Source organism: Sulfitobacter sabulilitoris, assembly GCF_005887615.1.
Classification (GTDB): domain Bacteria; phylum Pseudomonadota; class Alphaproteobacteria; order Rhodobacterales; family Rhodobacteraceae; genus Sulfitobacter_E; species Sulfitobacter_E sabulilitoris.
Genome location: NZ_VANS01000002.1, coordinates 441454 through 463495, shown reverse-complemented (window position 1 = coordinate 463495; position 22042 = coordinate 441454). Strand labels below are relative to the sequence as shown.

Genomic DNA, 22042 nt, shown 5'->3' with positions numbered 1-22042 from the left:
GGCACCACGTGTCTTGCTCGAAGCAGAAGGGGTCGTCACACTCCTTCTGCTTCTTTTGTTCATAAATATCCCCGCCGGAGGCATAGACTCTCTTACGCTCCCAACGCCCGCAGCAGATCGCGGCTGATGATGTGGCGCTGAATCTCCGAAGTGCCGTCCCAAATCCGTTCGACCCGCGCATCCCGCCAGAACCGCTCGAGCGGATAGTCATCCATCAACCCCATGCCGCCATGAATCTGAATCGCGGCATCGGTCACACGTGCCAGCATTTCAGAGGCGTAGAGTTTGGCGCTCGCAATCTCGCGGTTGGCTGGCAGGCCCTTGTCCAGCCTGTCTGCCGCCGCCAAGGTCAGCAGATCGGCCGCATCGATTTCGGTGATCATGTCGGCCAGTTGGAAACTCACACCCTGGAACTTGCCGATCTTCTGGCCGAACTGCTCGCGCGTCGCGGCATGATCCAGTGCATAGTCGAACACGCGCCGCGCGCGCCCCACGCTCATCGTCGCCACCGTGATCCGCGTTGCATAAAGCCATGTGTTCATCACCTCGAACCCGCCATCGACCTCGCCCAGCACCTGCGCGTCGGGCAGGCGGCAATCGTCGAAATCGAGGATCATGTTCTTGTAGCCCCGGTGACTGACCGATTTGTACCCATCGCGAATGGTGAACCCCGGCGTGCCGCGATCCACCAAGAACGCAGTGATCCTTTTCTTCGGTCCCTTCGGCGTCTGGTCCTCTCCGGTCGCGAAGAACACGATGACGAAATCGGCGTGATCCGCGCCCGAGATGAAATGCTTGGTGCCGTTGACGACCCAATCGCCGCCATCGCGCCGGGCGGCACAGGTCATGCTGCGCACATCCGACCCGGCCCCTGGTTCGGTCATCGCCAGCGCATCCATCCGTTCGCCGCGCACGGCAGGCATCAGGTAGCGGTCCACCTGGTCGCCTTCGCAGGCCATGAGTATATTCTGCGGCCGGCCGAAGAAGTGATTGAGCGCCATCGACCCGCGCCCCAGTTCACGCTCCACCAGCGCGAATTCCAGGTGACCCAGCCCGGCGCAACCCACGCTTTGCGGAAAGTTGCAGGCATAAAACCCCAATTCTATGGTCTTGCGCTTGATCTCGTCGGCAATCTCCCGCGGCACCTCGCCGGTGCGCTCGACCAGTGCTTCGTGGGGATAGATCTCTTTCTCGACAAAGCTGCGGACGGTCTCCGCGATCATGTGGTGCTCGTCGCTCAGGCCATAGGTCATCACTGCTGTCTTTCGGTCTGGTGGTCGGATTGGATCGGGTCGCTGCGCCTAGCTGGCGTAATCGGAGTTCTCGCGGTCGAGGATGGCTTTCAATTCGGCCAGGTGGCGCGCGTCCTGTTCGGGGTAATCTTCAAGCTCTTGCGCTGTCTTTTCCGCGATATCGTCAGGCAACACGCGAAGCGGCTGACCGGTCTGCAGCGCACGGATATAGGTTTCAGCCGCACGTTCGAAGTAATAGAGCCTGTTGAACGCATCCGCGACCGTGCGTCCGATAACGAGCACGCCGTGATTGCCCATGATCATAACCTTTTTTCGCGGATCGGTCAGCAGCCCCGCACAGCGCGCGCCCTCATCCTCGAACGCAAGGCCGCCATAGCCGTCGTCGATCACGTAGCGGTTGAAGAACGTGGCGCAATTCTGGTCGATCGGCGGAAGGCGGCTGTCGGCGAGCGAGGCGAGCACAGTGGCAAAGATGGAATGGACATGCATGACACACCGCGCATGGGCGCAATGCCGGTACACCCCGCCGTGCAAGCCCCAAGCGGTTGGATCCGGTGCGCTGGGCCCTGACAGCGTTTCGGGATCGCTCGCATCGACCTCGATCAGGTCGGATGCCTTGATCCGGCTGAAATGGGTCTGGTTGGGGTTCATCAAGAACCGTGTGCCGTCGTCGTTTACCGCCAGCGAGAAATGGTTCGCCACCGCCTCGTGCATATTGAGCCGTGCAGTCCAGCGAAACGCGGCGGCCAGATCGACCCGCTCGGGCCAATGGTGCAGGTTGGGACGAATGTCAGTTACGGTCATCGCAAAGCCTTTGATGAAGGGTCACCGCCAGCACAGCACGCGGCGCGGCGGTTGACGAGGGAAAACTGAACTCTGCTCAGGTTTTACCGCCCGGCTCCGTCGCAGCGAAGGGGTCACGCCCGACGCTGCAACGGGCGGCTGGCGACCCAGGCATAGCCGTTTTCGCACAAGATATACGCCTCGCGCAGGCCGTGCGGTTTATCGGTTGGTCCCTGTAAAACAGTCTCTCCTGCCCGTACTGCCCGCCTGGCGGCCTCGTCCGGATCGGTGTCGTACAGCCGGATCTCGACACCCGCGCCGCGTGGCGGGGTTTCGGGCAGCAGGCCAAGCAGCGGGTTGGAATGGTAGGTACGGTCCGCATGGATCTGGAACACGGCATCGCCGTAGCGCACAATCGCAAAGTCGTCCGAGACACGCTGCGGCGACAGGCCGAAGACGGCCGTCAGAAACGCGCATTCTCGCCGCACGTCCCGCACCAGGATATTCAACCCGATGCCTCTCAAACCGGCGCCGAACTCTTCGGCGCTGACTGTTTCGTAATCCATCTGCGTTCCCTTGCGTTCCACCGCTTGATCCTGCCTGTGGCGCATGCAACCGTGCGCCATGACGCGAATACCCTTTCCATCATGGCCGGACGTGGCCGCCGACCTGATCGGCGTGGCCACCGGGCGCAGCCACGCCGACACAGTGATCAAGGACGGCATCTGGGTCAACGTGCACACGCGCGAAGCGTTGCCGGCCCATAGCATCGCAATTCGTCACGGACGCATTGCCTGCGTCGTTCCCGATGCCAGCCATTGCATCGGGCCCGCGACGGTCGTGATCGACGCTGCCGGGCGCTACATGATCCCCGGGCTTTGCGACGCGCACATGCATATCGAAAGCGGCATGCTGACCCCGGCGGAATTTGCCCGCGCGGTGATCCCGCACGGCACCACGTCGATGTTCACCGACCCCCACGAGATCGCCAATGTACTGGGTCTGGCCGGTGTGCGGATGATGCATGACGAGGCGTTGATGCAGCCCATCAACATATTCACGCAAATGCCATCTTGTGCGCCATCCGCTCCGGGGCTGGAAACGACCGGATTCGAGATCACCGCGGAGGACGTCGCAGAGGCGATGTCATGGCCCGGCGTCATCGGGCTTGGCGAAATGATGAATTTTCCGGGCGTCAGCAACGCGGACCCCAAGATGCTGGCCGAAATCGCCGCGACCCAAAAGGCGGGCAAGACCGTGGGCGGGCATTATGCCTCGCCCGATCTGGGGCCCGCCTTTGCCGGCTATGTCGCGGGCGGCCCGGCCGACGATCACGAAGGCACCTGCGAGGCCGACGCCATCGCCCGCGTCCGGCAGGGCATGCGGTCGATGATGCGGCTGGGATCGGCCTGGTACGATGTCGAAAGCCAGATTACCGCCGTCACGGAAAAGGGCCTCGATCCGCGAAATTTCATCCTCTGTACCGACGATTGCCACTCCGGCACGCTGGTCAACGAGGGCCATATGAACCGCGTCGTCCGGCACGCCATCGCCTGCGGATGCGACCCGCTCGTGGCCTTGCAGATGGCCACGATCAACACCGCCACTCACTTCGGGCTTGAACGCGAGATCGGATCGCTCGCACCGGGGCGACGGGCCGATGTGATCCTCACCCCTGACCTTGAAACGCTCGTGGTAGAGACTGTTATCGCGCGCGGACAGATCGTGGCCCGGAACGGCCAGTGCCTTGTCGATTGCCCACATTATGACTGGCCCGGCAGCGCACGCGATACGGTCCACATTGGCAAGACCCTTGCAGCAGCGGATTTCGCCGTTCGCGCCCCCGACGGCGCCAACGCGGTGCGCGCCAACGTGATCGGCGTCGTCGAAAACCAGGCTCCGACCAAGGCCATGCAGTTTGAATTGCCGGTGACCGATGGCCGCGTGCAGGCCACCGGCGAGGTGTGCCAGATCGCGCTAGTCGAACGGCACCGGGCGACGGGCGGCGTGACCAATGCGTTCGTATCAGGCTTTGGGTATCAGGGCCGGATGGCGATGGCATCGACGGTTGCGCACGACAGCCATCACATGATCGTCGTGGGCACCGATGCGGATCAGATGGCGTTGGCCGCGAACCGGTTGGCGCAGGTCGGCGGCGGGATCACGGTGTTCAAGGACGGTGTGGAACTTGCGCTTGTTCCGCTGCCCATTGCGGGGCTGATGTCGGACAGCCCGGCGCGCGATGTCGCGGCACAGGCCGATGCGATGATGCAGGCGATGCGCGACTGCGGTTGCACGCTCAACAACGCCTATATGCAACATTCGTTGCTTGCGCTGGTCGTCATACCGGAACTGAGGATATCGGACCTTGGTCTTGTCGATGTCCGGTCGTTCCAATTCATCCCTTTGTTAGAGCCTGTTTCATGAACACAATCCTGACCCCTGACAGCCCCGGCGCAACAGAATTCCACGATGCCGGCGACGCCGTTGCACGGCTTGAGGCGCTGTATGCGCAAGCCACCGGCTTTTTGTGCGCGCATTTCGCTTCGGCCATGGACAACGGCGCGCCCCATGCGCGCGTGCGGGCCTTTTATCCGCAGGTTAGGTTCACGACCGAAACCTATGCTCAGGTCGATACCCGCCTGTCCTTCGGGCATGTGTCTTCGCCCGGCACGTTTTCGGCCACGATCACCCGGCCCGATCTCTTCCGCAGCTACCTCAAGCAGCAGATCGGCCTGCTGATCGAAAATCACGGCCAGCCCGTCGTCGTCGAACCATCCGACACACCCATTCCGGTGCATTTCGCCGTCGCCAACGACACCAGCATCACCGTTCCACAGGAAGGTGTGGCGGATTTCACGCTGCGGGATGTGTTCGACGTGCCCGACCTCAGCACCACCAACGACGACATCGTCAACGGAACCTATGTCCCAAATGGCGACGCGCGCCCTCTGGCGCCCTTTACGGCGCAGCGGGTCGATTATTCGCTGGCGCGCCTTGCGCATTACACCGCCACCGATGCCAGCCATTTCCAGAACCACGTGCTGTTCACGAACTACCAGTTCTACGTCTCCGAATTCGAAGCCTACGCGCGCCAGCAACTCGACACACCGGCCAGCGGATACACCTCCTTCGTGTCGACCGACAACGCCGAGATCACGGCCGGTGATGCGCCGCTTCCGGTCACGCTCAAGACACCACAGATGCCGACCTATCACCTCAAACGCGCCGACGGGTCCGGGATCACGCTGGTCAACATCGGCGTAGGTCCGTCGAACGCCAAGACCGCGACCGACCACATCGCGGTTCTGCGCCCGCATGCCTGGCTGATGGTCGGCCACTGCGCCGGACTGCGCAACAGCCAGGCGTTGGGCGATTTCGTGTTGGCGCACGCCTATCTGCGCGAAGACCACGTTCTGGATGACGATCTGCCCGTCTGGGTGCCGATCCCGGCGCTGGCGGAAATCCAGATCGCGCTCGAGCAGTCGGTGGCGCAGGTTACCGCGCTGGAAGGCTATGAACTCAAGCGGATCATGCGAACCGGCACCGTGGCCACCATCGACAACCGCAACTGGGAATTGCGCGACCAGTCCGGCCCGGTGCAGCGGCTCAGCCAGTCCCGCGCAATCGCGCTCGATATGGAAAGCGCCACGATCGCCGCCAACGGCTATCGCTTTCGGGTGCCCTATGGCACGCTTTTGTGTGTCTCCGACAAACCTCTGCATGGCGAGTTGAAGCTGCCGGGAATGGCGTCGGACTTCTATAAAACGCAGGTTTCACGGCATTTGATGATCGGAATTCACGCGATGGAGCGGTTGCGAAACATGCCGTTGGAGCGTATCCACAGCCGGAAATTGCGATCGTTTGACGAAACGGCCTTCCTCTGAAGGGGAAAAACCGCAAAAAAACACTGTTTTGCGCATTAATCAGGCCACTATTCGTTGTGTTTGCACACAACATTCCGTTACATTCCGCGTGTGAGGCCCTATACATCGGGCGGACGAAGGAGAAAAAAAGATGGCAACCAAACCAATGACCAAAACCCAACTCGTCGCCGCACTGGCCGATGAAATGGGGTCTGACAAGAAAGCCGCAGGCGCCGCACTGGACGCGGTCTGCAACCTGATCACCCGCGAAGTGTCGGGCGGCGGCGCCGTGACCCTGCCCGGCGTCGGCAAGATCTACTGCCGCGAGCGCCCCGAGCGCATGGTGCGTAACCCTGCCACCGGCGAGCAATTCAAGAAAGACGCCGACAAGGTGGTCAAGATGACCATCGCGAAGGCATTGAAAGACAGCGTGAACGGGTAACACCGGCCACCATCACCGATTTAAAGGGGTCGCTCGCTGAGCGGCCCTTTTTTTGTCTCTCCCCTGCCCGCCCGCTGCCCGGAAAGTTCGAATTTTCCGGACCGGATTTTTCGAAAAATCCGCGCGCGCCACCCATGGCTTGCCCTTGGCGGGAAATTGCGAAAGGGTCTCGTGAACCCGAACCGGACGAGGCCCCAAATGGACATGCGCGCAATTTTCATGGGGCTTGCCTTTGCGATCATGTGGTCCTCCGCCTTCACTTCCGCCCGGATCATCGTGGCCGATGCCTCTCCCCTGCTGGCGCTGTCGCTTCGGTATCTCATATCGGGGTTGCTCGGCGTCGGTATCGCGCGCCTTCTGGGGCAAAGCTGGCGGCTTACCCCCGCGCAGTGGCGCGCGACGATTGTCTTTGGCATCCTTCAGAACGCCGTCTACCTGGGGCTAAATTTCGTGGCGATGCAAACCGTGCAGGCGTCGCTTGCCGCGATCATCGCGTCGACGATGCCGCTTCTCGTGGCGCTGGCCTCGTGGCTGGTTTTGCGCGAACGGCTGCGGCCCCTGGGAATTGCCGGGCTGATCGCCGGCCTGGTCGGTGTGGCGTTGATCATGGGTGCGCGGTTGCAGGGTGGCGTCGACCTTTACGGTGTGGCGCTTTGCGGTATCGGCGTCGTCGCGCTTACGATTGCAACCCTTTCGGTGCGCGGCGCGACATCTGGCGGCAATTTCCTGATGATCGTGGGGCTGCAGATGCTGGTTGGCTGCGTCACGCTCAGCCTTGCCACGGTGCTGTTCGAAACCCCGCGACTGAACCCGACCTGGCCGCTGGCTCTCGCGTTTGTCTACACGACACTGGTTCCCGGGCTTGCCGCCACATTCGTGTGGTTCTGGCTGGTGAACCGGGTCGGCGCCACCCGTGCCGCGACCTTTCACTTTCTCAACCCGTTCTTCGGTGTCGCCATCGCAGCGCTGTTCCTGGGCGAAGCGTTGGAGCCCCGCGACGTCCTCGGCGTCGTCGTCATTGCATTGGGCATTCTCGCGGTTCAGATCTCCCGACAGTCCAAAACCGCTGCTTTGCGTCGCGTTTGACCACCAAGACCCACCTCGGCACAGGCTAGACTATCCCACGAACACAAAGGTGGGATCATGCAACACACCCGCATACCGCAACTGGGGCCCCTGTGATGTCGGCCCCGGATGCGCCCAAACGCTACGCTTTTCTGCTGATCCCCGGCTATTCGCAGCTGGGCTTTTCCTGCGCACTCGAGGCCCTGTCACTGGCGAACCGCCACCCCTCGGGACAGCAATTCTATGCCTGGCGCCTGCTGAGCGAAAGCGGCGCGCCGGTTGCGGCCTATAACGGCGTGACCATGATGGTGGACGACACGCTGGTCGATCTTGCCCGCGACGAAACACTCGTCGTCTGCGCCGGTGAAAATGTGGGCAAGGGCAGCAGCAAGAAGGTCCTGAACTGGCTGCGTCGCGAGGTGCGCAAAGGGATGGATTTCGGTGCGCTGTCCAGCGGCACCTACGTTCTGGCCTGTGCCGGGCTGATCCGGGAAAAGCGCGTGACCACCCACTGGGAGTACAAATCCGCCTTGGCCGAGGTCCTGCCCGACGTGATCATGGAGGACAGCATCTTTTCCGTCGATGGCCGCGTTTTCACGTCTGCGGGCGGCGCCGCGTCGATGGACCTGATGCTATACCGGATCAAGGAAGACTACGGCATCGACCTTGCCACGTGGGTCGCGGATCAGATGGTCTATACCGACCCGCGCGTTCCGGGCCACGCACAGCGCATGTCGCTTCAACGCGGCACGCAGGTGCGCAATGCCAAGCTTGTTCTGGCGATGCAGATCATGGAGAACAACATCGAAGACCCCCTGACACCGGACGAGATTTCCGGTGTGGTCGGGCTCTCCACCCGGCAGCTTGAACGCCTGTTCGCCAAATACGTCGGCGTTTCGCCCAAGCGGCACTACCTGCATCTGCGGCTTGAAAAGGCGCGCAACCTGTTGCGGCAGACGGAACTGTCGGTGACGGACATCTGCGTGGCATGCGGCTTCAAGTCACTCTCGCACTTCTCGAAAAGCTACCGCGCGACCTATGGCATCAGCCCAGGCCATGAATCGACCGGCAACAAGCTGCTTTGGCGCGACGGCACCTAGGCTCTAGCGCGGCAAGACCGTCTCTATCTTGGTCCGGATGTCGCGCGACATCGGATTGGCGGACGACCCCCATGTCGCAACGACGGACCCGTCAGGCCCGATCAGCACCTTGTTGAAATTCCAGCGCGGTGCAAACCCTGTGTCGGTGGCCACCTGTCGGTAAAACGGATGCGCCGACGATCCCGTGATCCGCGTGATGTCCGTCATCGGCAGATCTAGGCCAAAGGTCAGTTCGCAAAACGCCTTTACCTCTTCCGCGCTGTCCAGTTCCTGCCGGAAATCATCTGACGGAACGGCCAGCACCACCAGACCACGGTCCCGGTAGGTATCATACAGCGCTTGCAGATCGGCATATTGACGCGTGAACGCGCATTGCGACGCGGTATTGACCACCAGAACCGGCCGCCCCGCCCAGTCGCCCGTGTTGAGCGTGCCACCGTCGATTGACGAAAACATGAACCCAGGCATCCCGGCCCAAGCCGCGGTTGCCGCCAAAACAGAAACCAGCGCTGCAAAGATACGTGCCATGATGACCCCCAATTCACTGCCGAATACGTCGTAACGCCGCGGGCGGATCACTGCACGCCCTCGTGATCGACTGAAATAGCCCCTTTTCATCAGGGGTCCACAGACCATTTAATAGGGCAAACAGGTAAAGGAGCATATCATGCCCAAATACGAGAAAACCGAGGACGCCATCGCCGCCTTGTCGCCCGAGGAATACCGCGTCACCCAGCAAAGCGGGACAGAGCGACCCGGCACCGGCAAGCTTCTTAACAACAAGGAGCCGGGGATTTACGTCGATATCGTATCGGGTGAACCGTTGTTTGCCAGTGCCGACAAGTATGAATCCGGCTGCGGCTGGCCCAGCTTTACCAAGCCGATCGAACCCGCCCATGTCAGCGAGTTGCGCGATGCCTCGCTTGGCATGATCCGTACCGAAGTCCGCTCGACCCACGGCGACAGCCACCTCGGCCACGTCTTTCCCGACGGACCACGCGACCGGGGCGGTTTGCGCTATTGCATCAACTCGGCCTCGCTGCGCTTTGTCCATCGCGACGACATGGAGGCCGAAGGCTATGGCGATTACATTGATCAAGTGGAGGACGTAGCATGAGCACTCACCACCGTGCCGTACTTGCAGGCGGTTGTTTCTGGGGCATGCAGGATCTGATCCGCAAACGCAAAGGCGTGATTTCAACGCGGGTCGGATATACTGGCGGTGATGTGCCCAACGCGACTTATCGCAACCACGGCACCCACGCCGAAGGCATCGAGGTCATCTACGACCCCGAAGTCCTGAGCTACCGTGAATTGCTGGAACTGTTCTTTCAGATCCATGACCCGACGACCTTGAACCGGCAGGGCAACGATCGCGGGCTCAGCTATCGTTCGGCGATCTATTACGTGGACCAAGATCAGAAGGCCGTCGCACTGGACACGATTGCCGATGTCGAGGCTTCGGGGCTCTGGCCCGGCAAGGTCGTGACCGAGGTCGAGCCGGTCGGTGACTTCTGGGAGGCGGAGCCAGAGCATCAGGACTATCTTGAGCGCATCCCCAACGGCTATACCTGCCATTTCCCGCGAGCCGACTGGGTGTTGCCAAAACGCGACGCAGCGGAATAGCAGTCCGGGGCGCGCGCGCGACGCGCGTCCCTACCCCACCGCGACCCGCGGCCGTCCCGATGCCTCGACTGTCACTTGCGCCTCGACAAAGACCTCTCGCGCTTCGACGCCAACGGTCTTGATGTCGCGAAGGACCGTCAGTTGAATATCCGCGGCTCCTGCGGCGACGGCCTCGGTCTGGGCTGCGTCCCGCAAGGCTGTCTCCAATCTTTGCAAGGCGCTGTGCTGATCGCCGAAATCCTCGGGGCCCGCATCAAGATGCACGCGATATTTCCCTTCGCTGGGCGAGGTCACCGTGCCGCTGCGCCGCATCGTCACCTGCCCCACCACCGCGCCGATCGCGTTGGCGACGCCCGCGTGCTCCGGCAAGATCATGTCCGTCCGCAACAATGCCCCCACCGCCGGATAATAGCTCGCCGCGGACGCGCCCAGACCGATCACCGGCACGTTCAACCCGGTATCGATGCGCAGGATTCCCGCGTGTCCGCCCAATCCACGTTGCATCAGGACATGTCGCGCCAGCTGCTCCGCCGGCAGACCGAAGGGCAGGTCCTCTTCCTCGAAAGCGGTCTCTAACAAGGCCAAAGCCGTTTGATGCGTCAATTGGTCAACGATGGTTCTGGCCACGACACGAGGATCCGTCGCCAGGGCGTTTCCGGCGCCTGTGCGTCTGCGGCCGAAGAGCGTCAGCGCCTTTTCCGCCGCCGACCTGTCCCATGCGTCCACCATGCCCAGAACATGGCTGGCGTCCGACGGCGTAACGCCGGCGATTTGCACCAATCCGCGCTCGACCAGTCGCTTCAGCGCCCCCTGTTCGATCCGGCTGCGCAGAATGTCGCCCAGCGGATGCACCTGCGATCCGATCCGCTCCAGCAGGGTTTCCTCTCGGGGTCCGATCCCTTCGCGGGTCTGCGCCTGCACCGCGCGCACGAACCGGCCGTCGTATTCCCCAGGCGTGGTGCCGCGCAATTGTGCATCCAACGCGCCGTATACCACGTCGGGCGCATCCCGCGCGACCAGGGATACAGGCAGCAAACGGCGCGGCCCCAGCGTGACCCCACCCTGCAACCCTTCGCTGATGAAATGCACCTCGCTGTCACCACCAAGGCCAGTCGTGCGCATCGCAACCGCCTCGACCATCGTGCGATATGGCCCGACACGCGCCCCGGCCGGATCGATGGTTGGCCGACCATCGCGCAACAGCGCCACATCCGTGGTCGTCCCGCCAATATCGCTGACCATCGCGAAATCCGCACCGGTCATCCAACGGGCTCCGACGATGGATGCTGCAGGCCCGCTTAGAATTGTCTCGATCGGTCGTGCACGGGCCTGCGCGCTGGAAATCAACGCACCGTCCCCCCGGACAACCATAAGCGGCGCCGTGATGCCAAGGCCGGTCAACGTCTGCTCCGCGCGCCCGATCAGGCCATCGATCATGCCGATCAGCCGGGCGTTCAACACCGCCGTCATTGCCCGCTTCGGCCCGTTCAGCTTGGCCGACAACTGGTGCGACGATGACACGGGGCGTCCGGTGATCTCGGCCACCAAAGCAGCGGCGCGCAACTCGTGCGCGGGGTTGCGGGTCGCAAACTGGCTGGCCACGGCAAAGCCGCTCACCGCGTCCTTATGTGCCTCTAAAAAGCGGAGCAGGGACAATTCATCCAAGGCCATCGCTTCGCCGCCCGCATGATCATGGCCGCCCGCGCAGACGATATAAGGGTCGCCCTTCATCGCCTCGCCCAAGCCATGCGCGGCCAGATCGCGTTCCTTGAAGCCGATATAGATCAGAGCCACGCGGCCGCCCTGCCCCTCGACCAGCGCATTGGTGGCCAGCGTGGTGGAGAGCGAGGCCATCGCGATATCGCCCGGCGTCACACCGGACCGCGCAAGCACCTCGCGCACAGCACCACCGACACCGATGGCCAGATCATGCCGGGTCGTCAGCGCCTTGGCCGAAGCGATCACCTGGGTTTCGTCGCGGATCAACACCGCATCGGTATAGGTCCCGCCCGTATCCACGCCCAACAGCAAACTCATCGGCCACTCCATTGCTTTCGAATATCGGTCTATCGAAATTCACGGCGCGATCCAGCCAATTTGCGTCATACCGGCGGCACTCTCCGGGCCGCCCAGCGCGCGGCGTCCGCAACCGCCGGGTCTGCATCCTCGGTCAGCGATTGCGCGACGGGCCGCAAAGATGCGCGCCCGGAATTGCCGATCGCATAGAGCACATTGCGGACGAAACGGTCTCGTCCGATCCTCTTGATGGGGGAGCCGGAAAACATCGCGCGAAATCCCGCATCGTCCAACCGCGCCAGGGTGGACAACTGCGGCGCCATCAACTCTGTCTTCGCGGTCAAACGCATGTCCCGCGCAGCAACGGCGAATTTGTTCCAGGGGCATATCGCCAGGCAATCGTCACAGCCGTAAATCCGGTTGCCCATACGCCCGCGCAAGTCTTCGTCGACCGGCCCTGTGTGTTCGATCGTCAAGTACGAAATGCACCGCCGTGCATCCAATCGGTAGGGCGCGGGAAACGCATCGGTGGGGCAGATATCCAGACACGACCGGCAGGACCCGCAATGGTCGACCTCCGCGGGGTCCGGGGCCAGGTCGAGCGTGGTGAAAACAGACCCTAAAAAGGCCCAATTGCCCCATTCACGGCTCAGCAGGTTGGTGTGCTTGCCTTGCCAGCCCAGCCCGGCGGCCTGGCCCAACGCCTTTTCCGGCACGGGTGCCGTATCGACAAAGACCTTCACTTCGCAGGGGGCCTGCGCGATAAGCCAACGCGCCAGCCGCTTGAGCCGTTTCTTGACCACATCGTGGTAATCGCGCCCCTGGGCGTAAACCGAAATGGCGCCCGCCTCGGGATGCTCGAGAATCTCCAGCGGGTCATGTTCGGGCGCGTAGCTTTCAGCCAGCATGATCACCGACCGCGCTTGCGGCCAAAGCGCCGCGGGGTCGCCGCGCCAATGCATGCGCTCCGCCATCCACCCCATCTGGCCATGGTGCCCCGCCTCGACAAACGCCGCCAGCCGGTTCGGCACCTGTGGCACTGCATCCGGGCGGCACACACGGCATGCGACAAAGCCCATGTCGCGGGCCGCATCGACCAGTCGGGTTTTCAGATCGTCATCCATGCGGCACCCTGCCGACGAAACTCTTGCGGGTCGGATGGCACAGGGCCGTCGGTCTGACAGAGAGTTTAGAAATCGAGGTCATTGTAGTGGCGCGGCGGCGGAAAGCCCGGCACCTGATCGGCGAGAATTGATCGGAAGGCCGGCCGGGATTTGATTTTTGCATACCAATCCTTGACGACATCCGAGCGATTCCAATCGACGTCAGAAATGTAATCCAGCGATGACAGATGCGCAGCGGCCGCGAAATCCGCGAGCGTCATCGCATCGCCAGCCAGCCAGCGACGGTGATCCAGCAACCATGCCATGTAATCGAGGTGATACTTGATTGCCTTGGCGCCGTCCTTGACATTGCGACTGTCGGGAAATCCTTGACCCATGACCTTCTTGTTGACCCGCTCATACAGCAGTTTTGACGTCACCTCGTTGTGGAACTTGTCATCGAACCAGTTGACCAGGCGGCGCACCTCAAGCCGGGCTGCTGGATCGCTTGGCAACAACACGGGGTCGGGGCGGGTTTCTTCGATGTATTCGCAGATCGGCGCGCTTTCCGACATCACGATCCCGTCCAGCCGCAGCACCGGCACCTTGCCCGCCGGGTTGCGCCGCAGGAAATCGGGGTCCGCCTCCCAATAACGCTCCTCGACCAGTTCCACCTCGATCTTTTTCTCCGCAAGGCTCAGACGGACCTTGCGGCAAAATGGGGACAAGGGAACATGAAACAGGCGCGCCATCGGGGGTATCCGCTATTCTTGGGGTGTCGCCCTTCAATGCCTGTAAGCCGAAGCCAATTCAACTCTGGAAACAGTCCGCTCGTCCGTCCGCGCCGATTGTTGCCGCCCCTTCAAGTATCTGCCGCGCGCGCTTGCGCACATAAGATGACGGATCGCCGGCGGACCGTTTTTGCGGCGACGGAAGGATCGCGGCCAGGCGTGCGGCCTGCACATCGCTCAGTTGATCCGCCCGCACCCCGAAATAATGCTGCGCCGCCGCACTCACGCCGAACACGCCCTCATCGAACTCAGCCACGTTCAGATACACCTCTATGATGCGTCGTTTCGACCAGATCGCCTCGACGATCGGGGTCAGCAACGCCTCCATCGCCTTGCGGGTATAGGTGCGCCCATGCCACAGGTACACATTCTTCACTGTTTGCTGACTTAGGGTCGAAGCGCCACGAGTCCCGCCCTCTTCGATCGCCTTTTTTATCGCGGGAAGATCAAAGCCCCAGTGGTTGCAGAAATTTGCATCTTCTGCCGCGACAACCGCACGCGCCATGATCGGGGCGACATTGTCCAGCGGCACCCATGTCTGGGCCACCGCGCCCAAGCGGCGCTTTTCGGCCAGCATGTAGGCTGTTGTCGGCGGATTGATCAGCGCCCCCAAGACCACGGCCAGCACCGCAATCAAGAACACCGCCGACACAGCCCGCAGCGCCCAGCGCATCACCCAGCGGAGCGGACGCAGCCGCCTTTCGGGCGCGGGCTTGGCCTTTGCCTTGGGTTTGGTCTTGCGCGCTTTGCCGGCTTTGCTCATGGCTCAGCTATAGGGGCCGGGCCGCGACGTTCCAATCCAAAAAGGCCGACGCGTTTGAGATCGCTCAAGGGTGTGGCATGTCACCGCCGCTATGGTCGGACTGCGACAGCCAGGGGATCGACGATGCAAACCAACGCGCTTCCTGCCTATGACGACACCGATAACCTCACGGGGTGTTGTCCCCGGTTCAAGCCGCACTGCTGGGACAATCAGCACCTTCATTTCGAGGACAAGCGTTTTCTGCGTGCCGTCACTCACAGCGCGATGCACATCCCGATCGATATGGGCAGGGTGTTTTCCCGCGTCAACACGCATATCGAGGACCAGGACGCCTATGACCCGGACGATTTCATCGTACTGAGCCGCGATACATCCGCCTGGAACAGCGAGCATTTGTTTTCCGTCTCCAAGCCGGTCGCGGGCGAGGAAATGACAACGCTGTCGGGCGATTTCATCACCCGCGTGTTCGAAGGAGCGTATCGCAAGGCCCGCGTGTGGCAATCCGAAATGCAAAAGGCTGTCGAAAAGACGGGCAAAACGCCCGGACAGGTCTGGTTCTTTTATACGACCTGCCCCAGGTGCGCCAAAACCTACGGCAAGAACTACGTGATCGGCGTTGCAGAAGTGGAGGACGCATGATGGACAGCAGTCTGAAAGAAAAGATCATCGACATCATCGACAAGACCGACGACATGACAATCGCGACACAGCGGCCCGACGGCTTTCCGCAGGCGACGACGGTCAGCTACGTCAATGACGGCACGACGATCTATTTTGGGACCACCGACGATGCCCAAAAAGCGCGGAATATCGATAGGGACAACAAGGTTTCGGCAACGATCAACCGACCCTATTCCACCTGGGAAGACATTGTCGGCCTGTCGCTGGGCGGTCATGCGCATCGCGTCACCGACAAGGATGAATTCGACAGGATCGGCGCCTTGATGATGAAGAAATTTCCGCAGATCCAAAACTACGAAGGCTTCTCCGACACACCGCTTTCGATTTTCCGTGTCGATCCGGTGGTCTTTTCGGTTCTGGATTACACCCAAGGCTTTGGACACACGGAAACCGCCAAGGTCTGACAGACTGGGGTTTTTGGACGTCCGGCACACACGGGGCAGTTCGGTGATCGAACTGCCCCGATTTATGTCTGATACAGGCCCTATTCCGCAGGAACCGCCGTTTTCTCCAGGCTTAGGGGGTGCGGGATATGCACCAACATCTCCTTGGGACAGACCTGCAGGAAGTTCCCCTTTTCAGCGTCCCAATGTTGCAGAATATCAGCGGCCTTGCGGCTGCCGGTTTCCGCGAGATGCCGCTCCACCAAGGTCTTGAGCTGTTGCTCCCAATGGTCGACGGTGACCGGGCAGATCACCAGCGTTTCCAGATTCATCAACGGCTGCGACTTGCCGTCGGGGTCATACAGATAAGCCATGCCACCCGTCATGCCCGCGCCGAAGTTCGCGCCGATTTCCCCCAAGATCACGGCCACGCCGCCGGTCATGTATTCGCACCCGTTCGATCCGCAGCCCTCGATCACCACCGAGGCACCGGAGTTGCGCACCGCGAATCGCTCGCCCGCGCGACCGGCCGCGAAAAGATGCCCGGCCGTCGCCCCGTACAGAACGGTGTTGCCGATGATGGTGTTCTTGGACGCTTCGATCGGGCTGGCCATTGGCGGGCGCACGACGATCGTACCGCCCGACAACCCCTTGCCGACATAGTCGTTGGCATCGCCCGATACTTCCAGCTTGAGCCCCGGCGCCGCGAAGGCCCCCAGCGACTGTCCGGCCGAGCCTGTCAGCTTGACCGTCAGGTGATCGGGCTGCAACTGGTTGCGCATCCCGAACTTGCCGACGATATGGCTGCTGGTGCGGGTGCCCACGGTGCGGTGCGTGTTCTGCACCGCATAGCTCAGCTGCATCTTCTCGCCGTCTTTCAGGAAACGTTCCGCATCGCGCACGATCTCCGCGTCCAGCGTATCCAGCACCGCATTGCGCGGCTTGGACCGATCGTACCGGATTTCGGATGCCCCATCGACGGTGATCAGCAGCGGGTTCAAATCCAGATCGTCCAGATGCGCCGAGCCGCGGCTGACCTGCGTCAGCAGATCGGCGCGTCCGATGACATCGTCCAACGACCTGGCGCCGATGCTTGCCAGTATCTCGCGCACCTCGGTCGCGTAGAAGGTGATCAGGTTCACCACCTTTTCCGCCGTTCCTGTGAATTTGTCGCGCAACGCTTCATCCTGCGTACACACGCCCACGGGGCAGGTGTTCGACTGGCATTGGCGCACCATGATGCACCCCATGGCGATCAGCGCCGCGGTGCCGATACCGTATTCCTCGGCACCCATCATCGCCGCCATGACAATGTCGCGGCCTGTCCGCAGCCCGCCATCGGTGCGGAGCGTCACGCGTTCGCGCAGGTTGTTCATCGCCAGAACCTGATGCGCTTCGGTCAGGCCCATTTCCCACGGAAGCCCGGCGTATTTGATCGACGTCGCAGGTGATGCGCCGGTGCCGCCGTTGTGACCCGAAATCAGGATGATGTCCGCCTTGGCTTTGGCCACACCGGCGGCGATGGTTCCAACGCCCGAACTTGCCACCAATTTGACCGTGACCTTGCAGCGCGGATTGATCTGCTTGAGGTCGTAGATCAGCTGCGCCAGATCCTCGATCGAATAGATGTCGTGATGCGGCGGCGGGCTGATCAAGGTGACGCCCTTGGTCGAGTGACGCAGCCGCGCGATCAGGTCGGTGACCTTCATACCGGGCAACTGGCCGCCTTCGCCGGGCTTGGCACCCTGCGCGACCTTGATCTCAAGCTCTTCGCATTGATTCAGGTATTCCGCCGTCACACCAAAGCGGCCCGACGCCACCTGCTTGATCTTGGCGCTGGGGTTGTCGCCATTCGGCTCCGGCACGAAATGCGCCGGATCTTCGCCGCCTTCGCCGCTGTCGGACTTCGCGCCGATGCGGTTCATCGCCACGTTCAGCGTCTTGTGTGCCTCCGGGCTCAACGCCCCAAGGCTCATGCCGGGTGTCACGAACCGCTTGCGGATCGAGGTAATGCTTTCCACCTCCTCCAGCGCCACCGGCTTGCCCAGCGGCTTGATGTCCAGCAGGTCGCGCAGATGAATGGGCGGGTTGCTCTGCATCTTGGCGGAATACTGCTTCCACATCTCGTAGGAGGCTCTGTTGCACGCCATTTGCAGCATATGCATGCTGCTGGCTTCCCAGGCATGCGTCTCGCCGGATTTGCGCGCCTTGTAGAAACCGCCGATCGGAAGCACGGTCGACGGACCGGCCCAACCCTTGGCGTGCACTTCCTGTACCTTGCGCTGAATTCCCATGACACCGATACCGCTGATCCGGCTGGTCATGCCGGGGAAGTATTCGGCGCACATCGCACGGCTCAGACCCACGGCCTCGAAATTCAGGCCGCCGCGATAGGACGAGATCACACTGATCCCCATCTTTGCCATGATCTTGAGCAGACCCTGATCAATCGCGGTACGATAGCGGGCAATCGCCTGTGTCAGAGACACATCGAGCAGCCCACGATCAATTCGGTCGGCAAGGCTGTCCTCGGCAAGATAGGCGTTCACCGTGGTCGCGCCGCAGCCGATGAGCACCGCGAAATAATGCGCATCGACACATTCCGCCGATCGCACGTTCAGCGAGGTGAACGTGCGCAGGCCTTTCCGGATCAGGTGGCTGTGCACCGCGCTGGTGGCAAGGATCATCGGCATCCCGACGCGGTCGGCACTGCTGCGCTGATCGGTCAGCACCAAGTGCCCGGCCCCGGATCGCACCGCGTCCTCCGCCTCGTCACGGATGCGTTTGAGCCCGGCGCTCAACGCGCCGTCCCCCGGCTCGAACGTGCAGTCCACCGTGACAAGATCGGCATCGAAGTGCCGTGCCAACTCATCGAACTGGGCATTTCCGATGAACGGGCTGTCGAGCGTGATGATCTCGGTCTGGCTGCTGTCTTCATCAAGCACGTTCTTGAGGTTGCCAAACCGCGTCTTGAGGCTCATCACACGGAATTCACGCAGGCTGTCGATGGGCGGGTTCGTCACCTGGCTGAAGTTCTGGCGGAAAAAGTGGCTCAGGGGCCGATACTGTCCCGACAGGACCGCCGAAGGGGTATCGTCGCCCATGCTGGCCAGCGTTTCCTTTCCATCCTCGGCCATCGGCGCAAGGATCTGCTCCAACTCCTCGATGGAATATCCGGCCGCGATCTGGCGGCGGCGCAGCTCTTCTCCCCGGAACAGCGGCTTTTCCGACGCCCCCTGGAGGCCCTCATCCAGATCATTGATCTTTTCGACCCAGTCGCCAAAGGGCTGGCTGCCCGCCAGCTTGTCCTTGATCTCGGTGTCGTGGAACAGTTTGCCCTCGGCCATGTCCACGGCCAGGATCTGGCCCGGACCAAGCGCACCTTTCTCGATCACATGCGATTCGTTCAGCGGGACCATCCCTGCCTCGGACCCGGCGATCAGCATGCGGTCGTTGGTCACCACATAGCGCATCGGACGCAGCCCGTTCCTGTCCAACCCGGCACAGACCCAACGCCCGTCGGTCATGGCAAGGGCGGCGGGCCCGTCCCACGGCTCCATCACGCTGTTGCAATAGGAGTACATATCGCGCCATGCCTGCGGCAACTCGACCGCCTGCTTGGACCAGGTTTCGGGCACCAGCATGGTCTTGGCCATCGGCGCGTTGCGCCCCGCCCGCACCAGCACCTCGAACACCGCATCCAATGCGGCACTATCGCTGGATCCGGAGGCGACGATGGGCTTGATGTCTTCCGCCATCTCGCCGAACGTGCCCGACGCCATGCGAATTTCATGGCTCTTCATCCAGTTGAGATTGCCCTTGAGCGTGTTGATCTCGCCGTTGTGCGCCAGCATGCGGAAGGGTTGTGCCAGCCACCACTGCGGAAAGGTGTTGGTCGAATACCGCTGGTGATAGATCGCAAACGCGCTCTCGAACCGCTCGTCCTTGAGATCGGGATAAAATTCCGCCACGTCCTGGGCCAGCATCATGCCCTTGTAGATGATGGACCGGCAACTCAGCGATGCGATGTAAAGCGAGGGAACCTGCGCGGCCAGCGCGGCCTTTTCGATGCGGCGGCGGATCACGTAAAGTTCCCGCTCGAATGTTTCCTCGTCCACACCCTTGGAGTTCGAGATCAGGATCTGTTCGATCTCGGGGCGGGTCGCGTTCGCCTTTTCGCCCAACACCGAAATATCGACCGGCACATGACGCCACCCATAGATGTAATAGCCCATGCGCAGCACTTCGGTTTCCACGATCGTTCGGCAGGTTTCCTGCGCCGCGAAATTCGTGCGCGGCAAGAACACCTGACCCACGGCGATCAGCTCATCCATCTTCGGGCTATGGCCGGTGCGTTCGATCTGATCATAAAAGAACGGCACCGGGATCTGCACATGGATGCCGGCGCCATCGCCGGTCTTTCCATCCGCATCCACGGCGCCACGGTGCCAGATCGCCTTGAGCGCCTTGATCCCGTTTTCGACCACGCCGCGGCTGCGCGACCCGTCGATCGACACGACCAACCCGACACCGCACGAGGAATGTTCCTCCTCCGCGGAATAGAGACCATTTTCGGCCACGTAGGCCCGCTTGGCTTCCTCGCGGGCCACCCATGCATCGTCATACTTGGTCATCACGCGTCTCCTTCGACAAATTTGTTGCGTGCTTCATAATCCGCACCTGTGGCGCGGGGGTGATCCCCGGCCAGTGCGACCATGGCACTATCCACATAGATCTCCGACCGCAGCGGCCAGTCGCGCGCGGCATCGAAAAGGCCGGGCATCAAGTCATATGACGCATCCGGCTGGTCCGTATCGCGCATCCAAAGATGCGACCCGCAGCGCGGGCAGAACGCGCGCTCGGAAAAAGAGGAGGATGCATAACACGCCACCTCACCCTCGACGGCAACGGCGTCGGCCTCCGCCTCGAAACACAGGAAAAGCCCGCCGGACCACCGCTGGCACATGCGGCAGTGGCAGGCACCCGTGCGCGGATCATGCTTGCCCGCAACGGTCACCGTCACCGCGCCACACAGGCATCGGCCTGTCAGTTTCGCCTCTGTCATGCGTCACCCCCAGACCCGCCGGCGAACATCGCAATCGCCTCTTCGCCCGTCATCTTCCGGTGTGCCCCCGCAAGCGCATACCCCTGGGGGCACTTGTCAGCGAAAAACTCCAGCTTCAGCGGCGCGTCAGCGGCATTTTCGAACAGGCCCGCCGCGAAGTTGCGCGCACCTTCCTGAATGGCGCCATACCACAGCGTCGACCCGCAGGTGCCGCAAAACCCCCGCTCGGCCCAGTCCGAGGATCGGAAGCTCTGCGCGGGGCCTGTGACCGCGCCCGTCCCCGGCACGGTCGCCAGCGAAATGAACATGCCGCTGGTGTGGCGGCGGCACATATCGCAATGGCAGGCGCGCAGGATCGGGTTGTCCACCTGCACACTCACCGTCACCGCGCCGCACAGGCATCGGCCATGAACCGTCCGCGCATCACTCACAACCGACCTCCGGCCGTGTCGCCATGAACCCGGCGTCGCCCGGCCAGGCAATGCTGACGGGCGCCTGGTCAAAGGTCTCAAGGTTGTTGCCGAAAATACTACGCTGCCAGCTTGCCTCGAACATCAGGTCCCGTTCGGGCGACACGTAAAGATCGACTTCGAATTCCAGCCCGCCCGCGCCGGGCTTGAGGGCAAAGGTCCGGTAAATCCGTCCCTTCTTGAAGGTCGCACCGCCAATATCCACGTCCTCGCCCGTCAGTTCGACACGGCCTTCCAATGTGTATTTGCGATCGCGGATCACGCCGGTGTTCAGCAAGAAAACCCCGTCCTCCTCGGAGGATCCGGTTTCCAGCAATTCGGAGAGCCGGATATTCGATCCGGTGTCCGGGACGGCGGTCATCCGCGCGCCGCCCATCTCGGCAAAGCGGAATTCGGTCATTTCCCAATCCGGTTTGTACACATGAATCACGCGGTAACCACCGTCCTGAAACGTGTGAGCCTCCTTGCGGTCTCCGCAGTCCAGCACCGTCGTTGCATGGCACTGGGACTTTTGAACCGTCGCAATCGCGGTACATCCCGCCGGCAGAACCATCTGGTCGTCCGCGGACGCCCCACTCGCCAAAAGGCCAAAGGCCAAAGCCGTCATTGTCGTTTTCATCTTGGCCTCCCTTCGT

Annotated in this window: 21 protein-coding genes; 9 read left to right on the top strand and 12 right to left on the bottom strand. The window is 62.0% G+C overall.

The annotated features are described in order from the left end of the window. Positions 1-92: 92 nt before the first annotated feature. The 3 genes from FDT80_RS10565 to FDT80_RS10555 all read right to left on the bottom strand — a co-directional run bounded on the left by FDT80_RS10565 (position 93) and on the right by FDT80_RS10555 (position 2602). Positions 93-1253 carry an acyl-CoA dehydrogenase family protein gene (locus FDT80_RS10565; protein ID WP_138662243.1) on the bottom strand — a complete coding sequence of 387 codons (1161 nt, stop codon included), beginning with the start codon at positions 1251-1253 and terminating at the stop codon, positions 93-95. 48 nt (positions 1254-1301) lie between these two features. Then, positions 1302-2057 carry a class II aldolase and adducin N-terminal domain-containing protein gene (locus FDT80_RS10560; protein WP_138662242.1) on the bottom strand — a complete coding sequence of 252 codons (756 nt, stop codon included), beginning with the start codon at positions 2055-2057 and terminating at the stop codon, positions 1302-1304. A gap of 113 nt (positions 2058-2170) precedes the next feature. Next, the gene (locus FDT80_RS10555) at positions 2171-2602 is read right to left on the bottom strand and encodes a VOC family protein (protein WP_138662241.1); all 432 of its coding nucleotides are present in this window, start codon (positions 2600-2602) and stop codon (positions 2171-2173) included. 58 nt (positions 2603-2660) lie between these two features. Between FDT80_RS10555 and ade the strand changes: the two genes are divergently transcribed. The 5 genes from ade (at position 2661) to FDT80_RS10530 (ending at position 8509) form a co-directional block, all read left to right on the top strand. Further along, on the top strand, positions 2661-4463 hold the full coding sequence (ade, locus tag FDT80_RS10550; RefSeq protein ID WP_138662240.1) for an adenine deaminase: 1803 nt from the start codon (positions 2661-2663) through the stop codon (positions 4461-4463). After that, on the top strand, positions 4460-5923 hold the full coding sequence (locus tag FDT80_RS10545) for an AMP nucleosidase (RefSeq protein ID WP_138662239.1): 1464 nt from the start codon (positions 4460-4462) through the stop codon (positions 5921-5923). The genes ade and FDT80_RS10545 overlap by 4 nt, the downstream gene beginning before the upstream one ends. A 130-nt stretch (positions 5924-6053) precedes the next feature. Next, the gene (locus tag FDT80_RS10540) at positions 6054-6344 is read left to right on the top strand and encodes an HU family DNA-binding protein (protein ID WP_170311844.1); all 291 of its coding nucleotides are present in this window, start codon (positions 6054-6056) and stop codon (positions 6342-6344) included. Positions 6345-6542: 198 nt separating this feature from the next. Next, a complete protein-coding gene (locus tag FDT80_RS10535; protein ID WP_138662238.1) occupies positions 6543-7430 on the top strand; it encodes a DMT family transporter in 888 nt (295 codons plus the stop codon). Between the two features lie 95 nt (positions 7431-7525). Continuing rightward, positions 7526-8509, top strand: a complete 984-nt coding sequence (locus FDT80_RS10530; protein ID WP_138662237.1) for a GlxA family transcriptional regulator — start codon at positions 7526-7528, stop codon at positions 8507-8509. A 3-nt stretch (positions 8510-8512) separates the two neighbouring features. On the opposite strand, the gene FDT80_RS10525 is transcribed toward FDT80_RS10530, so the two are convergent. Continuing rightward, positions 8513-9037 carry a glutathione peroxidase gene (locus FDT80_RS10525; protein ID WP_138662236.1) on the bottom strand — a complete coding sequence of 175 codons (525 nt, stop codon included), beginning with the start codon at positions 9035-9037 and terminating at the stop codon, positions 8513-8515. A 139-nt stretch (positions 9038-9176) separates the two neighbouring features. Between FDT80_RS10525 and msrB the strand changes: the two genes are divergently transcribed. Together msrB and msrA are read left to right on the top strand one after the other, a co-directional pair. Further along, positions 9177-9626: a peptide-methionine (R)-S-oxide reductase MsrB gene (msrB, locus tag FDT80_RS10520; protein ID WP_138662235.1), complete on the top strand. Its 450-nt coding sequence runs from the start codon at positions 9177-9179 to the stop codon at positions 9624-9626. Beyond that, complete coding sequence (msrA, locus tag FDT80_RS10515; protein WP_138662234.1) at positions 9623-10135, top strand: peptide-methionine (S)-S-oxide reductase MsrA; 513 nt, start codon at positions 9623-9625, stop codon at positions 10133-10135. The genes msrB and msrA overlap by 4 nt, the downstream gene beginning before the upstream one ends. 30 nt (positions 10136-10165) lie before the next feature. On the opposite strand, the gene FDT80_RS10510 is transcribed toward msrA, so the two are convergent. The 4 genes from FDT80_RS10510 to mtgA all read right to left on the bottom strand — a co-directional run bounded on the left by FDT80_RS10510 (position 10166) and on the right by mtgA (position 14808). After that, positions 10166-12172 (bottom strand): hydantoinase/oxoprolinase N-terminal domain-containing protein, encoded by a 2007-nt coding sequence (locus FDT80_RS10510; RefSeq protein ID WP_138662233.1) that lies wholly within the window; start codon positions 12170-12172, stop codon positions 10166-10168. 65 nt (positions 12173-12237) lie between these two features. Next, positions 12238-13275 (bottom strand): tRNA epoxyqueuosine(34) reductase QueG, encoded by a 1038-nt coding sequence (gene queG / locus FDT80_RS10505; protein ID WP_138662232.1) that lies wholly within the window; start codon positions 13273-13275, stop codon positions 12238-12240. A 65-nt stretch (positions 13276-13340) separates the two neighbouring features. Continuing rightward, the gene (gene fzlA / locus FDT80_RS10500) at positions 13341-14006 is read right to left on the bottom strand and encodes an FtsZ-binding protein FzlA (protein WP_138662231.1); all 666 of its coding nucleotides are present in this window, start codon (positions 14004-14006) and stop codon (positions 13341-13343) included. A gap of 58 nt (positions 14007-14064) precedes the next feature. Further along, positions 14065-14808, bottom strand: coding sequence for a monofunctional biosynthetic peptidoglycan transglycosylase (mtgA, locus tag FDT80_RS10495; protein WP_138662230.1), 744 nt, complete (start codon positions 14806-14808; stop codon positions 14065-14067). A gap of 123 nt (positions 14809-14931) precedes the next feature. On the opposite strand from mtgA, the gene FDT80_RS10490 reads away from it, so the two are divergent. Both FDT80_RS10490 and FDT80_RS10485 read left to right on the top strand, forming a co-directional pair. Next, on the top strand, positions 14932-15447 hold the full coding sequence (locus tag FDT80_RS10490) for a hydrolase (protein WP_138662229.1): 516 nt from the start codon (positions 14932-14934) through the stop codon (positions 15445-15447). Next, positions 15444-15893, top strand: coding sequence for a pyridoxamine 5'-phosphate oxidase family protein (locus tag FDT80_RS10485; RefSeq protein ID WP_138662228.1), 450 nt, complete (start codon positions 15444-15446; stop codon positions 15891-15893). Before FDT80_RS10490 ends, FDT80_RS10485 begins: the two co-directional genes overlap by 4 nt. An 80-nt stretch (positions 15894-15973) precedes the next feature. Here FDT80_RS10485 and gltB read toward each other — a convergent pair whose 3' ends face one another. The 4 genes from gltB to FDT80_RS10465 are packed head-to-tail and all read right to left on the bottom strand — an operon-like array spanning position 15974 to position 22026. Beyond that, positions 15974-20506, bottom strand: a complete 4533-nt coding sequence (gene gltB, locus FDT80_RS10480) for a glutamate synthase large subunit (protein WP_138662227.1) — start codon at positions 20504-20506, stop codon at positions 15974-15976. After that, positions 20506-20937 (bottom strand): GFA family protein, encoded by a 432-nt coding sequence (locus FDT80_RS10475; protein ID WP_138662226.1) that lies wholly within the window; start codon positions 20935-20937, stop codon positions 20506-20508. The genes gltB and FDT80_RS10475 overlap by 1 nt, the downstream gene beginning before the upstream one ends. Further along, positions 20934-21368, bottom strand: coding sequence for a GFA family protein (locus FDT80_RS10470; protein ID WP_138662225.1), 435 nt, complete (start codon positions 21366-21368; stop codon positions 20934-20936). Before FDT80_RS10470 ends, FDT80_RS10475 begins: the two co-directional genes overlap by 4 nt. After that, positions 21361-22026: a hypothetical protein gene (locus FDT80_RS10465; RefSeq protein WP_138662224.1), complete on the bottom strand. Its 666-nt coding sequence runs from the start codon at positions 22024-22026 to the stop codon at positions 21361-21363. Before FDT80_RS10465 ends, FDT80_RS10470 begins: the two co-directional genes overlap by 8 nt. Positions 22027-22042 lie beyond the last annotated feature (16 nt).

Excerpts from the sequence above, each read along its gene's own strand:
- FDT80_RS10540 (WP_170311844.1), top strand. The coding sequence starts at position 6,054 with ATGGCAACCAAACCAATGACCAAAACCCAACTCGTCGCCGCACTGGCC.
- msrB (WP_138662235.1), top strand. The coding sequence starts at position 9,177 with ATGCCCAAATACGAGAAAACCGAGGACGCCATCGCCGCCTTGTCGCCC.
- FDT80_RS10555 (WP_138662241.1), bottom strand. The coding sequence starts at position 2,602 with ATGGATTACGAAACAGTCAGCGCCGAAGAGTTCGGCGCCGGTTTGAGA.
- mtgA (WP_138662230.1), bottom strand. The coding sequence starts at position 14,808 with ATGAGCAAAGCCGGCAAAGCGCGCAAGACCAAACCCAAGGCAAAGGCC.
- FDT80_RS10535 (WP_138662238.1), top strand. The coding sequence starts at position 6,543 with ATGGACATGCGCGCAATTTTCATGGGGCTTGCCTTTGCGATCATGTGG.
- fzlA (WP_138662231.1), bottom strand. The coding sequence starts at position 14,006 with ATGGCGCGCCTGTTTCATGTTCCCTTGTCCCCATTTTGCCGCAAGGTC.
- FDT80_RS10525 (WP_138662236.1), bottom strand. The coding sequence starts at position 9,037 with ATGGCACGTATCTTTGCAGCGCTGGTTTCTGTTTTGGCGGCAACCGCG.
- queG (WP_138662232.1), bottom strand. The coding sequence starts at position 13,275 with ATGGATGACGATCTGAAAACCCGACTGGTCGATGCGGCCCGCGACATG.
- FDT80_RS10465 (WP_138662224.1), bottom strand. The coding sequence starts at position 22,026 with ATGAAAACGACAATGACGGCTTTGGCCTTTGGCCTTTTGGCGAGTGGG.
- FDT80_RS10490 (WP_138662229.1), top strand. The coding sequence starts at position 14,932 with ATGCAAACCAACGCGCTTCCTGCCTATGACGACACCGATAACCTCACG.
- FDT80_RS10565 (WP_138662243.1), bottom strand. The coding sequence starts at position 1,253 with ATGACCTATGGCCTGAGCGACGAGCACCACATGATCGCGGAGACCGTC.
- FDT80_RS10560 (WP_138662242.1), bottom strand. The coding sequence starts at position 2,057 with ATGACCGTAACTGACATTCGTCCCAACCTGCACCATTGGCCCGAGCGG.
- FDT80_RS10545 (WP_138662239.1), top strand. The coding sequence starts at position 4,460 with ATGAACACAATCCTGACCCCTGACAGCCCCGGCGCAACAGAATTCCAC.
- FDT80_RS10485 (WP_138662228.1), top strand. The coding sequence starts at position 15,444 with ATGATGGACAGCAGTCTGAAAGAAAAGATCATCGACATCATCGACAAG.
- FDT80_RS10510 (WP_138662233.1), bottom strand. The coding sequence starts at position 12,172 with ATGAGTTTGCTGTTGGGCGTGGATACGGGCGGGACCTATACCGATGCG.
- FDT80_RS10530 (WP_138662237.1), top strand. The coding sequence starts at position 7,526 with ATGTCGGCCCCGGATGCGCCCAAACGCTACGCTTTTCTGCTGATCCCC.
- gltB (WP_138662227.1), bottom strand. The coding sequence starts at position 20,506 with ATGACCAAGTATGACGATGCATGGGTGGCCCGCGAGGAAGCCAAGCGG.
- FDT80_RS10475 (WP_138662226.1), bottom strand. The coding sequence starts at position 20,937 with ATGACAGAGGCGAAACTGACAGGCCGATGCCTGTGTGGCGCGGTGACG.
- msrA (WP_138662234.1), top strand. The coding sequence starts at position 9,623 with ATGAGCACTCACCACCGTGCCGTACTTGCAGGCGGTTGTTTCTGGGGC.
- ade (WP_138662240.1), top strand. The coding sequence starts at position 2,661 with ATGACGCGAATACCCTTTCCATCATGGCCGGACGTGGCCGCCGACCTG.